At 54.7% G+C, this 13,573-nt stretch carries 14 protein-coding genes and 1 pseudogene; 8 read left to right on the forward strand and 7 right to left on the reverse strand.

All coding sequences use genetic code 11. From position 1 onward, the window contains the following. The first annotated feature begins 22 nt into the window (after positions 1 to 22). The 4 genes and pseudogenes from GRAN_RS16730 to GRAN_RS27065 all read left to right on the forward strand — a co-directional run bounded on the left by GRAN_RS16730 (position 23) and on the right by GRAN_RS27065 (position 5,080). Complete coding sequence (locus GRAN_RS16730; protein ID WP_241654853.1) at positions 23 to 1,033, forward strand: P-loop NTPase family protein; 1,011 nt, start codon at positions 23 to 25, stop codon at positions 1,031 to 1,033. Next, complete coding sequence (locus tag GRAN_RS16735) at positions 1,030 to 2,544, forward strand: DNA polymerase Y family protein (protein ID WP_128914103.1); 1,515 nt, start codon at positions 1,030 to 1,032, stop codon at positions 2,542 to 2,544. The genes GRAN_RS16730 and GRAN_RS16735 overlap by 4 nt, the downstream gene beginning before the upstream one ends. Further along, positions 2,537 to 4,690, forward strand: a pseudogene (dnaE, locus tag GRAN_RS16740) (DNA polymerase III subunit alpha); the annotation flags it as partial. The gene GRAN_RS16735 and the pseudogene dnaE, both read left to right, overlap by 8 nt. Then, entirely contained in the window at positions 4,688 to 5,080 is a 393-nt protein-coding gene (locus GRAN_RS27065) for an ABC-three component system protein (protein WP_421800849.1), read from the forward strand. The pseudogene dnaE and the gene GRAN_RS27065, both read left to right, overlap by 3 nt. A 66-nt stretch (positions 5,081 to 5,146) precedes the next feature. Here the strand turns inward: GRAN_RS27065 and GRAN_RS16745 are convergent, their stop codons facing one another. The 3 genes from GRAN_RS16745 to GRAN_RS26360 all read right to left on the reverse strand — a co-directional run bounded on the left by GRAN_RS16745 (position 5,147) and on the right by GRAN_RS26360 (position 6,602). Beyond that, positions 5,147 to 5,677 carry an RES domain-containing protein gene (locus tag GRAN_RS16745; RefSeq protein ID WP_161571011.1) on the reverse strand — a complete coding sequence of 177 codons (531 nt, stop codon included), beginning with the start codon at positions 5,675 to 5,677 and terminating at the stop codon, positions 5,147 to 5,149. A gap of 11 nt (positions 5,678 to 5,688) precedes the next feature. Beyond that, positions 5,689 to 6,063, reverse strand: a complete 375-nt coding sequence (locus tag GRAN_RS25555; protein ID WP_161571012.1) for a DUF2384 domain-containing protein — start codon at positions 6,061 to 6,063, stop codon at positions 5,689 to 5,691. A 335-nt stretch (positions 6,064 to 6,398) separates the two neighbouring features. Beyond that, complete coding sequence (locus GRAN_RS26360; RefSeq protein WP_277751231.1) at positions 6,399 to 6,602, reverse strand: tyrosine-type recombinase/integrase; 204 nt, start codon at positions 6,600 to 6,602, stop codon at positions 6,399 to 6,401. Between GRAN_RS26360 and GRAN_RS27070 the strand changes: the two genes are divergently transcribed. Beyond that, positions 6,505 to 6,870 (forward strand): tyrosine-type recombinase/integrase, encoded by a 366-nt coding sequence (locus GRAN_RS27070; RefSeq protein ID WP_421800851.1) that lies wholly within the window; start codon positions 6,505 to 6,507, stop codon positions 6,868 to 6,870. The genes GRAN_RS26360 and GRAN_RS27070 overlap by 98 nt on opposite strands. A gap of 45 nt (positions 6,871 to 6,915) precedes the next feature. Here GRAN_RS27070 and GRAN_RS16760 read toward each other — a convergent pair whose 3' ends face one another. Both GRAN_RS16760 and GRAN_RS27075 read right to left on the reverse strand, forming a co-directional pair. Next, entirely contained in the window at positions 6,916 to 7,710 is a 795-nt protein-coding gene (locus GRAN_RS16760; RefSeq protein ID WP_128914106.1) for an HNH endonuclease, read from the reverse strand. Positions 7,711 to 7,712: 2 nt separating this feature from the next. Beyond that, positions 7,713 to 8,126 (reverse strand): AAA family ATPase, encoded by a 414-nt coding sequence (locus tag GRAN_RS27075; protein ID WP_421800852.1) that lies wholly within the window; start codon positions 8,124 to 8,126, stop codon positions 7,713 to 7,715. On the opposite strand from GRAN_RS27075, the gene GRAN_RS26365 reads away from it, so the two are divergent. After that, positions 8,082 to 8,378, forward strand: a complete 297-nt coding sequence (locus GRAN_RS26365) for a hypothetical protein (RefSeq protein WP_241654762.1) — start codon at positions 8,082 to 8,084, stop codon at positions 8,376 to 8,378. The two genes, GRAN_RS27075 and GRAN_RS26365, sit on opposite strands and share 45 nt — an antisense overlap. Before the next feature lie 386 nt (positions 8,379 to 8,764). On the opposite strand, the gene GRAN_RS16770 is transcribed toward GRAN_RS26365, so the two are convergent. After that, the gene (locus tag GRAN_RS16770; RefSeq protein ID WP_128914108.1) at positions 8,765 to 9,181 is read right to left on the reverse strand and encodes a hypothetical protein; all 417 of its coding nucleotides are present in this window, start codon (positions 9,179 to 9,181) and stop codon (positions 8,765 to 8,767) included. A 918-nt stretch (positions 9,182 to 10,099) separates the two neighbouring features. On the opposite strand from GRAN_RS16770, the gene GRAN_RS16775 reads away from it, so the two are divergent. Further along, a complete protein-coding gene (locus GRAN_RS16775; RefSeq protein WP_128914109.1) occupies positions 10,100 to 10,870 on the forward strand; it encodes a helix-turn-helix domain-containing protein in 771 nt (256 codons plus the stop codon). Beyond that, complete coding sequence (locus GRAN_RS16780) at positions 10,860 to 11,399, forward strand: DUF6036 family nucleotidyltransferase (protein WP_241654763.1); 540 nt, start codon at positions 10,860 to 10,862, stop codon at positions 11,397 to 11,399. The genes GRAN_RS16775 and GRAN_RS16780 overlap by 11 nt, the downstream gene beginning before the upstream one ends. A gap of 276 nt (positions 11,400 to 11,675) precedes the next feature. Here the strand turns inward: GRAN_RS16780 and GRAN_RS16785 are convergent, their stop codons facing one another. Beyond that, positions 11,676 to 13,139 (reverse strand): ankyrin repeat domain-containing protein, encoded by a 1,464-nt coding sequence (locus tag GRAN_RS16785; protein WP_128914111.1) that lies wholly within the window; start codon positions 13,137 to 13,139, stop codon positions 11,676 to 11,678. Positions 13,140 to 13,573: the final 434 nt, after the last annotated feature.

A 13,573-nucleotide genomic window follows, 5' to 3' on the forward strand; every position in this document is an offset into this window, starting at 1 on the left:
GGTCTCCGCCGCCACAATTCGAATGCAGGTGGAATCCGCGCTCGCGCGGAAGATTCCGTCCGCTCTGACACCGCAAGCAAAGATGGTGCGGCCCGTGGCCGCAACAGGGATCGAAGCTCTCGACGATGTGCTCCGAGGGGGTCTACCGATTGGGGCGGTGAGTGAGCTGGTTGGCCCGGAATGCTCCGGGAGAACGTCGTTGGCTCTCTCGTTTCTCGCTCAAGTCACGCAGGCCGGGAAGGTCTGTGCGTGGATTGATGTTTCCAACACCTTCGATCCGCTGTCGGCAGCGGCCATCGGGGTCGACCTGGCACGACTTCTTTGGGTGCGCTGCGGCGTGCAAGCTGGCAGAGTCGAACCCACGAGCCGGAACTTCTCCTTGCCGGAGAAATACCTGGCTCCTCCGTCGATCAAGAAGGGGCTGCATGGGGGTGGGTTTGGCCCTCATCCACGAACGGAAGCCAATGGGCTTTCAACGGCAGTATCCGGTTTGCTGCATCCGCAAGCCTTCGCGCCGCGCTGCGCGGAACCGCAGCGCTCAATTCGGCCAAAGCAACAGACGGTCGAACCCGTGTGTCCTGCAACGTGTCGTGCTGTGACAAGTACGGCGCGTTCCTCCAAGCCCTGGACGCGAATCGAGCAAGCGCTGCGATCGGCAGACTTGTTACTCCAAGGCGGCGGTTTCAGTGCCATCGTGCTTGATATGGGCAGCTTGGCTCCCGAGTTCGCTTCAAGAGTACCGTTAGCGACGTGGCACCGCTATCGGCTTGCCAGCGAACGAACGCAGTCCAGCATTCTGCTGCTGACACAGCATCCGTGCGCGAAAAGCAGCGCGGAGCTATTGCTTCGTCTGCGTCCTGCAACTTCCCTGGCTGACGAAACCAAGGTCTTTACTGGTTTACAGCCGCACGCAGAGGTAGCACGACAGCGGTTCACGCAGAACGAGAGCAACATCGTTTCGATACGCAAGCCGCCACAGCGAGTGAACACCGCCTCGTGGCGAAGCCGGATGACATGGGCAGGCCGGCGATGACACAAGTGACAGAACTGTATGCGTGTCTCTACGCAAAGGAGTTTCCGGCACAGGCGCTTTTGCGTCTTCGACCCGACCTGCATTCCAAACCTTGTGTCGTGCTGGAAGGCGAAGCGCCTACCCAGCATGTGTGTTCGCTGAACACCAAGGCTCGGCTGCTTGGCATGGAACGCGGCATGACGCGGGTAGAGGTCGATACCTTTCCTGAGCCGGTGGCTCTCTTGCGCTCGCCTCAATCTGAGGCAGCAACGAAGGCCGTGTTGCTTGAATGCGCTGGGGCATTTTCGCCTCGTGTCGAAGATCGGAGCGAGGCAAACGCATTCCTCTGTGGCATCGACATTGCAGGAACAAAGAATCTCTTTGGTCCACCGGACATGTTGGCGCGGAATCTGCTGCAACGGGTGAGAGCCCTTGGTATCTCCGCATCGGTAACGGTGAGCACGAACCTTCACGCAGCAGTGAGTCTTGCCAAGGGGCTGTCGCGGAACACTCCGTTGCATGTCATCGCAACGGGGCGTGAGGCTGCAACACTCGCCGTTCTGCCGTTATCGGTGCTCGACCTGACGGAAAAGCAGACGGAGACGTTCGGGCTTTGGGGCATTCACACGCTCGGCATGTTGGCCGCCCTGCCAGAAAAAGAACTTGTGGCCCGGATGGGCCAGGAGAGTCGCCGTCTCCGGCAACTGGCGCAAGGTGGACTGCCACACCTCTTTCAACCAGTCGAGCCGGTCTTCAAGCTCGAAGAACGTGCGGAACTCGACTCCCCAGTAGAGATATTGGAGTCGCTGTTGTTTGGGCTTGCTGTCATGCTCGAACAGCTCATACTTCGCGCGAAGGCCCGCATCCTGTCGCTGGCCTCTGTCACGGTGACGCTCACGCTCGATGGCGGCGGAATACATATACGCACCGTTCGGCCTGCTCTTCCAACAACAGACAAACAACTCTGGATCAAGTTACTTCACCTTGACCTCGAAGCTCATCCGCCTTCGGCTGCGATTGTCGGCGTCATGCTTCACGCGGAACCAGGCAGCACCACCAAGATGCAGCTCGGCCTATTCTCGCCGCAGCTTCCTGAAGCATCTCGACTCGACGTAACACTGGCGCGCATCCGTGCGGTTGTTGGGGAGGACTGCGTGGGTCGCGCTGTTTTGCAGGACACGCACGCGGCGGAAGCGTTTCGCGTAGAGCCATTCACGGTGCCTACCGGTGAGTCGGTCGTGCCGACCAGCCCGCACTCCCGCGCGTCGATACGGCAGCTTCGACCACAGGAAACGGCCTCGGTGACCTTGCAACACGCAAAGCCGACTTCCTTCTACTTTCGCGAGAAGCGCTACAACGTCGAACACGCTTATGGCCCATGGACGTTAAGCGGCGACTGGTGGAACCCCACGCTGTGGGCAGCCGAGCAGTGGGATCTTGTCGCTCGGGCGCAGGACGGAGCGATGCTTTGTTGCTGCATGGTGCGCGATGTTTTGCAAAATCGCTGGCAGATGGCGGCCCTCTATGACTGAGCGCTATATCGAGCTTCACGCCGCTAGCGCCTTTTCGTTCCTGGAGGGAGGCTCCCAACCGGAGGCATTGATAGAACGCGCCGTTGCATTGCAGATGCCCGCGCTTGCGCTGCTCGATCGCAATGGCTTCTATGGGTCGGCGCGTTGCCATACCAGCGCGAAGCGGAATGACATCCGGGCGCATGTCGGTGCGGAAGTGGCCGTGTCGAGCCTGGGTTCAAGGCTCACGCCTCCCGCATGGCTGCCGTACCAGCATCTCCCGGAACCCGCTCGTGTCTCCCTTCTGTGTGAGTCGCGCGAAGGCTATCAAAATCTCTGCCAGCTCATCACGCGCTTCAAAATGCGTGAAAAGACAAAGCAGGAAGGCGCTGCAAATCTCATCGACCTCCAGCAGTATGCCAAGGGACTCGTTTGCCTGACGGGGGGCGACGAAGGGCCTTTGGCGGCGGCGCTCATGCGCGATGGCGAGGAAGCTGGCCGCGAAGTGGTCGAAACCTTGATCCGCATCTACGGCCCCAAGAATGTCTACGTTGAACTGCAACGGCATGGTGAGCGGGAGCAAGAGTGGAGAAATCAGGCAGCGATACGAGTTGCTGCTTCACTTCGGCTTCCGTTGCTTGCGACGAACGGCGTTCGATACGCCACAGCGTATGACCGGGAAATCCTCGACCTTTTCACCTGCGTTCGCAATCACACGGAGTTGGAAAAAGCAGGGCGGTTGCTTTCGGTGAACAACCAGCGCCATTTGCGCTCGGCGAAAGAAATGACGACGCTCTTTCGGGATGTTCGCAGAGCAACGGAGAACTCGGTGGAACTGTCATCGCGCTTGCAGTTTGAGTTGAGTGCTTTGGGCTACGAGTTTCCGCGATACCCCGTGCCAGACGGTGAAACGATGGACAGCTTTCTGCGGGAGCGTGTGGACGAAGGTGTTGTTCGCCGTTATGGGCCAAAGCGCGACGCGGGGTTGTTGGACCGTGCGCGGAAGCAAGTGGCGCATGAGTTGGAGCTGATCGCAAAGCTGGGGTTTGCGGGATACTTCCTCATCGTTTGGGACATCGTGGAATTCTGCAAACGCCACGACATTCTTATCCAAGGGCGAGGGAGCGCGGCAAACTCGGCCGTATGCTACGCGCTCGAAATCACCGCGATTGATCCGGTGGGCATGGAACTGCTCTTCGAGCGATTCCTGAGCGAAAGCCGCGGAGAATGGCCGGACATTGACCTCGATCTGCCCTCTGAGGACAAACGTGAGCAGGCAATCCAGTATGTGTATCAGCGCTATGGAGAGCTAGGCGCGGCCATGACAGCGAATGTCATCACGTATCGGGGCAAGTCCGCAGCGCGTGAGGTCGGCAAAGTCCTGGGATTCGATCAAGAATCGCTGGCTCGACTGACGAGCTTGGTCAGTCACTTTGAGTGGCGTGGTCCAACCGACACGATGGCTCACTCGTTTCAAAACGCGGGCTTCGATGTACAGCATCCACGCATCGCGAAGTATCTCGAACTCTGTATGAGGATTCAGGATTTACCGCGACATCTCGGACAGCACTCTGGCGGCATGGTGATCTGTCAAGGGCAGCTCAACTCGATTGTGCCGTTGGAGCGCGCCTCGATGCCGGGCCGAACCGTCGTGCAATGGGATAAAGAGGACTGCGCCGATCTCCACATCATCAAGGTCGATTTGCTCGGTTTAGGCATGATGGCAGTTCTCAAGGATTGCCTCGAACTGATTCCGAAGCATTATGGCGAAAAGGTCGATCTCGCTCAGTTGCCGGAGGACGGCGAGGTGTATCGCACGTTGCAACGTGCGGATACCGTTGGAATGTTTCAAGTCGAGAGTCGTGCGCAGATGGCTTCGCTGCCCCGGAACCACCCGGAGAAGTTCTATGACGTGGTGGTCCAGGTGGCCATCATCCGGCCTGGCCCGATTGTGGGCAAGATGATGCACCCGTATATGCGGCGACGTCAGAAGAAAGAGGCCATCACGTATCCGCATCCTTCGCTAGAGTCTGCGCTGAAGCGAACACTCGGTGTGCCGCTTTTTCAAGAGCAACTTCTTCGCATGGCGATGGTGGTGACAGCAATCGCAGGAACGCTTGACCTGACCGAGGACACGATTGCCGCGGAGCAGTTACGCACCTACGTGCGCCAACTTCAATTCATCGAAGGCTCCGAAGAGGATGTGATCGAGGCAATCAATCAGTTTTTGAGAGCTTCTGCGGAGCGATCAGCATGGAGCAAGCAAGGGATCGTACATGACAAGAGCTTCGACGAATATGAAGAGGCCCTCGTGTCTTTCTGGAAGAACAAGCGAACGGTTCACGACATCACTCACAAGAACCTGACAGGCGTGGACCGTGGCAAGCTGCTGCTTGCCGATTGTGGTATTCATCAACAGAAACTTCAGGGCCTCGAGCCTCCACCCTTCTTTACGCCTGGCAGCTTCCATGCCCTCGCTGAGGTCGAGAATGTGGGCTGGCACCCGGAATACAAAAAACTTCTGAGCCCTGGAGCTGACGATGGCGATTCTCAATAGAGAGGTTCGAGCCATCCAGAACCCTGCCTTGGGCTCGATTCTGATATGGCGTGCCGCGTCCAGCTATCAAAAGAGCCATCCAATCGGTAACTTCTGCAGTAGCCGCTGCTGTGCGCTGCACTGGGAACCCTTCAACGCCGAGATGCGGCCGCTAAAAGAGCATGCTGCCCCCAGGGTTTGTGTCGGCGTCTCCTTCCCATTTGCGTTCAAGATGAATCGCGACGGCGACAGGCTGACGAGTTCGTGACGAGTCGTTCCCAGCTCGCGGTAAAAGGACTCGTCGGTCAAGTCGAGGACACGAGCCAAATTACAACGCAGCGAGAGAACCAAATCAGGATCTCGAGGCGCCCCTTTCAACTGTCCATCTGCGGTTGTGAAAAGAGCATCCACTTCCAGCATCGCGGTCATTTGGCTATCGGCGCAGTAGAGAACGGGAAAGCTATTTGGGGCGTTGTAGCGACCACCGGATCGGACAGAGCCAATGGCAGATAGAGGAGAATCCCGATGCCGTTCGGCGATGATCCGATAAACAAATCCCGAAAACGCCTGAACTGGGGCGTTCTCTAAAGCTCGCAAAAGTCGATCGGGAGATTGCACGGTCGCCCTCGCTAGGCTGGCTGCCTCGTCGTCATGGCCTCGACGAGAGCCTCCAGGGGTTTGAGGTCGCCGCCTTCGATGAACTCGACGGGGGCCTGATTTTCGAGATGCTTGTTTGGCGCGTTCAGAAATATCCGTGCGCTTTTCTTGTTCCCGGCATAGAGTTCCACGATTGCCACCCAGATGCGGTAAACGCGGCGAAGCTCTGGCTGCAGGCTGCTTGCGTCGGGATGCTTGCGAACGCTTGGGGCCTTCTTGCCGATGGCCTCGGCGATTGTCGAGACGGGCAGTTGAATTTCACTCGCGATGCGCGACGCATCAAGGCGTCCTGACTGTGGATTGAAGAGAGCGGGATCGGCACTCGCGAGTGTAGAAGTCGCCAACATTTTAGGTCACCTCTACATGCAGTATAGAGTCCCGTTCAGGTATCGTCAAAGTATCGCGAAAGTGACTCTCACCGGGTTGGGAACCAAAGGTCGTTGGGTTTTCAACCCGGTTTCGACCCGGACCAAAAAATCGCTCTATGTCTTTTCAACGACTTACAGCTACTTAAGGCTCCCGATCGGGCCTTGCAACTCGTTGAAACTACGTTTATACTCTCACTCATAACCCAAAGGTCGTAGGTTCAAATCCTACCCCCGCAACCAATCCTTTCAATCACTTACAAGGATCGGACTTTTCAAACAAACTCCCAATATCTCCCAATAAGAAAATCGCCGATTTAGGCGCTCGCCAAAACAGGCTTGAGCACCATCTCGACTACCTTCCCATTCGCTTCTCTTTTCGATGAAGACATCGCCTGTCCATAGATGTTCATCGTCGTCTGGATGGAGGCATGCCGCATCAGTTCCTGCTGCACCTTCATCGGAGCTCCGGTCTCGTCCAGCCACGAACGGTACGTGTGGCGGAACGTGTGCCAGCTGATCTCTCCGGTCTTCGTTCGGCAAGGCCCTCGCTTCGAAGCGCGCTCTTGGTTCGTCCCATGCCTGCAGGACGCAGAGATAGAGGGCTACGTTTGGCACTGCAACAGGCATACATTTTGCTCGTGGCTTGCGATGGCGGGTGCATCGATCAAAGAGATTCAGGAATTGGCAGGCCACAAAACGATCACAATGTCCGCGCGTTACAGTCACCTGTCCCCAGAACATCGTCTTTCCGTCATTGATCGCATCTCCTCAATAAACACAAAGTGATGAGCAGTCCTTCACTACTCGATTGGTGAAGCGTTATGCGATCAGTTAAATGCCTGAAAAACCTCCGTCACAATACTGCGTGGAGGCTATCAACGCCGTCAGCAGGGCGCATTCCCAATGGTTGGGGCCATAGAGTAGAGCTTCTGTCCTCTTCTTACCGAGATCTTCCCGAACAGCCTGTATTCCGCCACTCTCGTACGTGTCAGGTAGCGAAAGCCTGAACGCCGAGAGGCGCTCCTGGGCCTCAAGCGAATACCGGCTTGCCAAATCGAGGACTTGAAAGTGATTGGTTAGCCGATTGGCAAGTAGCTGTGCGATGCCATGAGTTTCCAATCTGAAAGTCGTCACGACGAGACCCGGCTCAAAATCTATATCTGCGATGAGAAACGGTGTAGCAGGAAACTGATCATAATACGCATGTACGAATGAGCCATTAGTTCCACCAAGCTTCAATTTGTTGCATTCTGCGCATAATGGAATTAGATTCCAACAAAAGATAGCGAGGCAAGGAAAGTCGTCCTTTGCGAGGTAGTGATCGAGCTCACATGCGGTAGAGATGTTGCAGAAAGGACATTTTCGACAGTTGCGCTTCAGTACCTCCCTGATATGCGCGAGGCTACCTCCATTTGTTCGCTCATAGATATTTAGCATTTTCTTCTTCGCTAATGGCGACAGAGCAACTCCGTTGTAGGCAGAAAACGATGGAGCACAACTCATATAACGGGTATACGAAAGAAGAATGCGGCGCCTGTAAGTCCCGAGGATGACATCTGTGTCGCCCACGTCTAAAGCTTGGATGAAGTTCTGACGATCATCAATTTCGGCGGGCCTAAGAAGCATTCTCACTTCGCCGGCCTCTGCAGTGATCGAATATAGCTACGCGCCTGCACCCCCAGTGGTTTTGCGAAGAGTTCGTCGATTTCATCCATGGAATGAGTGGAAAGTCGTTGGAGCGTGTGGCGATAGTCACTTTCAGACGCATTAGGATCAAACACTTCCGAAGTGATGATGCCAATATTTTCTCCGTACGTTTCAATGGAGGTGGATTCGATGGTGGTTGACTTTCCATTTCTCCGAACCAGGTAGACATTTCTGCTCGGAGTTTCTTGGATCACAACGGGCGAGTGAGTCGCAATGACGGCGAATGACGAAGTTTCCTGAAGAAGCAACCGCAGACATTTCATCAGTGCCGCAGCTAAGGAGGGGTGTAGATGCGTCTCTGGTTCATCGAAAAGGACGAGGGAACTGGGCTGCAGATAACCTACGAGCTGAGCAGCTACTCTGAGAACAAGCTTGTGACCGGTACTAAGGGCAGAGTAAAAGGATTTACACCGATCCGGGCTCCGCTCCATCAGACTCGAAAGAGTGGTATACCCCTGCAACTAAGGCTCTTCTGCCAGTACCGTCATGCAACGAAGAAATCGGTCTTTCAGATCTCTGGTCTTGCATCTTTCCAACGCCGAAAGAAACTCGATCACAAGCTCTTCAGAACCTTTGAGGCCAAATGAGTCTTCGCTGTCTTTTCTGAGGCCGCAGTAAACGTAACCACGCTGTCCCTCTGCATCTTCCCGTGTGCGTGTCTCCGACGAACTGCTAGCTTCAGAGAGTGGGATCTCGAACGTGTCGAACGCCGAGTAGGAAATTGCAAGAACTCCGGAAAGAGTTGGGGGGGACCTGTGAATTGTCCGTATAACTTTCGAATACGACCACTGTCTGGATCGTCGCCTTTTCGCGAAGCGATCATGCCAATATTGGCGAGCAATTTTGTTTTGCCAGTTGCGTTGTAGCCGATGAGAACAGCACAGCGCTCTTGCAACTCACCCGCGCGGAGAGTTACCTGGAAGCTGAATGCGTTTCCGCCGACACTTGTTATGAAGGTGAAATCCAATTCGTCTCAGCGCCCTGATGGGGCTACCTCGTGCCCATCCTGAAATAATTTGGGCCCGTCATCGAGCGCTATCTCTGCTCCGCTGGAGCGAAGAAGCGAATTCGAGAAGCCAGTTTGGCTACGGAATGTGTTGAGAATAATCGGAGAGAAGACCACATCGCGCATGGCTTCGAGATACGGGCGATACCAAGAACCCAACTTGCGCAACATCTCGTAGTAAGCCAAGCTCTGGCCTAGCGAACAATAATCTTCCTGGAGGGCATTTTGCCTCTCCTTCAAGGAAGTTCGTCCGCCTTCCTGTTCCAGCCGAAGAATCTTCACAATACCGAGGTCGAGGAGCTTCTTGCCAGGTATTTGGAGCTGTGCGTGAAAGCTGGTTTTAAAACCGAAATCGTCCCAATTATCCCATTTCAGCGCGACCACTGCCTTCGTTTTGCTTGTCGGGATCCCTCCCACGATTCAACGGTCACGAGCACAATTTGATTTGCGGGCATGTAAACAATATAGCGATAGCAGGAGTCCTCTGCGGGGAGCATGAAGCGAGGAATCGTCGCGCACTTCGCGTCGGCAGAATAGTCTCTAGCAGAATCCAACGGCCACCAAAACAGCCACGAACAGAGATTAGCCGTTCTTCCGTTAGAAACGAGAAGCCATTCTAGTGGCCAAACTCGGTAAGCGTTGCGCTGCCTCCACCTGAGTCCATTTGGAAAGCGACAGTGCCGTTCTAAGGGTTCCCCTAGTTGAACTGGGCTTGGCTGACGAAGGAGGCGAAGCTCAGAGATCGGCAGAACCGGCTCGCATTCGTCGCCGAGCTTGGTCGTCGAGCTGCTGAGTCTACCGCTGACATTCGTAGCTTTGGCGTGCTCGCCGCCTGTGTTGCCGTTTTGGATGTTCTCGTTTGGCGAACGAGGGCACGCTTTGTAAGGAATAGCTTTCCAAGGCCGAGCAGCATTGACTCCGTTGACACTGTTCCCAGGGCCGCAGCGCACTGGAATCTGCTCACCGATCTTTAGCTGGAGGACGTAAGCCATGTCTACCGCCAAACGCCTGCCTGAACCGCCGTTCAGATCGTGAGGATTTCAACGATGCTGCTTTGGGTCGAGATGCCCACCCAAAAAGCCGAACTCGTTAAAACGAACAGCCATCAAAACAGCCACCAGAAAAATGGCCTCTCGCACTGAGAGGCCATTTCGCTCATAAGTCTTTTATTCTCTTGGTGCCGGGAGGGGGGGGCGAACCCCCACGAGGTTGCCCTCGGCGGATTTTGAGTCCTTTCGGTAAATTCGTAAGTCAATGATACGTATGTACTTATTTTCATAAAACTGTGTACTGTGTAAGAAAATGTGCAAATTTGCACTTTTTTTTGACCCTACCTGTAAGCCTGTTCGTGACGCTCACCTATATAACAAGTATTGTTATAATACAGCTGTGACTGGTAACGACCTCAAATCGGCTCGTACTGCTTCGAACTGGACTCAGGCCAAAGCCGCCCATCGCCTTGGCGTCACACAGGCCTACCTTTCCATGGTTGAACGCGGCAATAGGCCGGTCTCAGACGATCTCACGTCGGCAGCTCTTCAGGTGTTCCCTTTACCTGCAACGGCACGCCTCATAGAAGATCGTCCTGCCGCGAAGGCAGGAGAAGAGTTCTTCAAGCGAGCTCTGGGAGAGCTGGGATATCCGGGGTTTGCCTATATGGAGAGTCAGCAACTGCTCAATCCAGCCGAATTGCTTCTCCTTGCACTCGACAGCGAAGATCTTGATGCTCGGGTGACAGAAGCCTTGCCCTGGCTCCCCTTTCACTTCCCAGAGATGAACTGGAACTGGCTTACATCCGAGAGCAAAGCTCGGGATAGACAGAACCGGCTTGCATACGTCGCTCTGCTAGCAAGCGACGTTGCACAAAAGCGCGGAGACACGCAGGTAGCAGAGAAGCTGCACTCTCGTGTGACGGCGCTGGAACGCTCTCGCCTAGCCAACGAAGACACACTCGCCAAAAGTTCCATGTCACAGGCCGAACGCAAATGGCTGCGCACCCACCGAACTCCATCGGCAGCTCACTGGAATTTGCTCACTGACCTGAAAGCCGAGGACCTCCAGCATGTCTTCTGAGTTAAGACCTCCCGAACCTTGGCACTCGTTCCTCCGCGATCTTGATGATGCCTTGCAAGCGACTGCTCGCCTGGACTGCATCGGAGGGTTTGTCGTCACGCAGCTATATGGACTCGCCCGTCCTACGGCGGATGTGGACGTCATCGAACTTGCACCAAGAGAGGCGTCTGAGGCGCTGATGCAGATTGCAATGCAAGGAGGCCCTCTTCACCGAAAGCACCGGATTTACCTTGATCGCGTAGGCGTGGCCGCAATCCCGGAGAATTATGAAGACCGGCTCACAGAGATGTTTCCTGGAGCATATCGACACCTCAGACTGATGGCTCTCGATCCGTACGATATCGCCCTATCGAAACTCGAACGGAACAGTCAGAAAGATCGTGATGATGTTCGGTATCTCAGCCGCACGGTGCCGTTCAGCCTGCCGACGCTCCAGGAACGCTATGAAGCGGAGCTGCGTTGGCAACTTGGAAGGCCCGACCGCGAGGATCTGACGATGAAACTATGGATGGAAATGCTCTCCGAGTGAGAGAGACGAGTTCAATGCCAATGGTTCGTGATCTAGTTCTTGTACGAGTCCTCAATGATCGCCTTGCAACCTTCACGGGAAGGTCGGCATGCGAATTCACGTAACCGAAGTCCGTCTCTGCATGTCGTCTGAAACCGAGGAGAGTTGGATTGTGGTTCGTGAATAGCGTTTCAAAAGTCTCTTCACGCTTCATGGCAGGTTCTACTTTCTGGTTCAAAGGTTAGTTTGATCGAAGATTGCAAAGAGTGGCAACCTTCAAAACTTGCACATGCCATTTCAGCCAAGAATCGGGAGCTGAGGTCTTTTGGGAAGCGGAACTCCGGCCTGTTTCTTCGCCCAAAATCCTCGACCAGGCACCGGTACTCGGAGCTTCCGACAGGTCTTAGACAGCGCCACATCAGAGACACCATATTCCTTGGCCAACTTTTGCATCGGCTGTTCCCAAACCTGACGATAGAGCTGCTCCCGATCGTAATGAGCCAAAAGTCGGCGGGATATCCGTGGCGAGGACGCTGTGCCTCCTTGGCCCTTAGTAGGAGGCCCTGCAGCAAGGCCCCTCAGCTTCAATCGAGTCAGCCACCAGGACTCCTTCTCTAGATGCTGCCTAAAACGCACACTTGAGAAAAGACTCTTCCAGGTATTCTGAGAACACACAGCGTTCGAAACAAAGATTTTGAAAAGTGCAATCGAGACTTCAGGCTCACATTCGAGCAGAGTCCTACGCAACGAGTTCATTTCATAGACATCGTCGGGATTCCAGAACGCTCCATGCTCGGCGAGAATACGGATTTTCTCCAGGGATGTGGAGACGGAATAGACTGTGCGCTTTCCTGGAAATATGTGGATACCTATTCCCTCGAAATGCACGAAGTGCAAACAGCGACTCAGAGGAGTCGAACCGCCATTTGCCCGATCATTTGGTCGCGCTCCGAGCTCTAGCAAATAGACAAGAACGCTGCTCGATTGCCCAAAGGACGCCTCACATAGGAGACGAGACAAGTCATCTCGGTCTCGATCTAGCTTGAACTTCTTCAAGATCTCAACATGACTAGATGCAGCCGCCTGCTCTAGGGCTGAGACATAGCTTTCTGGATCATGCTCATCCATGCCGCTCGGGCCGATCGATCGAGGGTCGGCCCCGGCCCAAAGGAGCAAGCTCACCCACTTTAAATCGCCCTCACGAGAGAAATGGCGAAGGGCACGCTCTAACTGATCTTGAAGCCCGGTCCCAAGCTTAGAATGAGACTGTTTGAAGTTCATAAAGGGACGCAAAGCTGTTCGGATTTTTGCGCAGAAAGCTACCGTGAACGGCAGCCCCTCGATGACCTCGGCCTCGCCATCTAGGAACAGTTGGATAAGCTTTGGGTCCCAGCTCAATAAGACATCAGCAAGAGGAATGCTCTTCAAATCAGCGCCGTGTTCCAGTAAGAGAGCCACAGCGTCGAGGCTCCTGATTGCAACAGCATCCGACAACGATCGGTTTAGATTCGCTACGTCTCTTTCGTGGCGCGCAAGTAATCGAATGAGGCTGTGGAACCCAATGTCCACCGCCACTTGGAGGGGAGTCTTCTTAAATTCTGAAGGAACGCAAAGAGATTTTCCTGCCGCTATCCAAGCATCCACTTCATAAAGTCTCCCCGTGCGGCAAAGGCGAACTAGTTCCTTGCCCTCTTCAATCGTCAGAACCTGAGACGTAGAGGCATTGGAACCTGTAGGGCTCGAATACTTCGTGGCACTCATGGTCTAAACACTTCCTTCGATAGTGGACACTAAGGTCGATGGATAGCTTGATATTTGTCAACATACGAGCCCGCTGAGGATCACGAAGTGCCCCGAACCGAGCTCATTGCGTAAAATCGGTGAATCTCAATATTCACGAGTATCTGAATCATCGTAATTCTATGATTATTTATCCCTCATTCTCCCTGTCCTTCGGGAATCAGCGTGAGGAATGTACGCATTGGCACTGTAATCGAGGCTCTCGCGGACGGGGATTATGAACACTCCCCCTCCCCGAGCTCGGACGCAATTTGTTTTCCGTGAGTGCATCGGCGATTTATCGCTCGTTGCAATGAGTGAGGATTCCGTTGAGGTACGCCCCAACCCTTTACTCGAGCTCGTTGCAAACGAGGAAGGTTCACTCAGCGGGCAGCAGGAGTGAGGCTTCCCAGTCC

Source organism: Granulicella sibirica (assembly GCF_004115155.1).
Classification (GTDB): domain Bacteria; phylum Acidobacteriota; class Terriglobia; order Terriglobales; family Acidobacteriaceae; genus Edaphobacter; species Edaphobacter sibiricus.

Excerpts from the sequence above, each read along its gene's own strand:
- GRAN_RS16775 (WP_128914109.1), top strand. The coding sequence starts at position 10,100 with ATGTGCAAATTTGCACTTTTTTTTGACCCTACCTGTAAGCCTGTTCGT.
- GRAN_RS16760 (WP_128914106.1), bottom strand. The coding sequence starts at position 7,710 with ATGCTTCTTAGGCCCGCCGAAATTGATGATCGTCAGAACTTCATCCAA.
- GRAN_RS16735 (WP_128914103.1), top strand. The coding sequence starts at position 1,030 with ATGACACAAGTGACAGAACTGTATGCGTGTCTCTACGCAAAGGAGTTT.
- GRAN_RS26365 (WP_241654762.1), top strand. The coding sequence starts at position 8,082 with ATGCGTCTCTGGTTCATCGAAAAGGACGAGGGAACTGGGCTGCAGATA.
- GRAN_RS16785 (WP_128914111.1), bottom strand. The coding sequence starts at position 13,139 with ATGAGTGCCACGAAGTATTCGAGCCCTACAGGTTCCAATGCCTCTACG.
- GRAN_RS27070 (WP_421800851.1), top strand. The coding sequence starts at position 6,505 with ATGGAGGCATGCCGCATCAGTTCCTGCTGCACCTTCATCGGAGCTCCG.
- GRAN_RS16730 (WP_241654853.1), top strand. The coding sequence starts at position 23 with ATGCAGGTGGAATCCGCGCTCGCGCGGAAGATTCCGTCCGCTCTGACA.
- GRAN_RS25555 (WP_161571012.1), bottom strand. The coding sequence starts at position 6,063 with ATGTTGGCGACTTCTACACTCGCGAGTGCCGATCCCGCTCTCTTCAAT.
- GRAN_RS16780 (WP_241654763.1), top strand. The coding sequence starts at position 10,860 with ATGTCTTCTGAGTTAAGACCTCCCGAACCTTGGCACTCGTTCCTCCGC.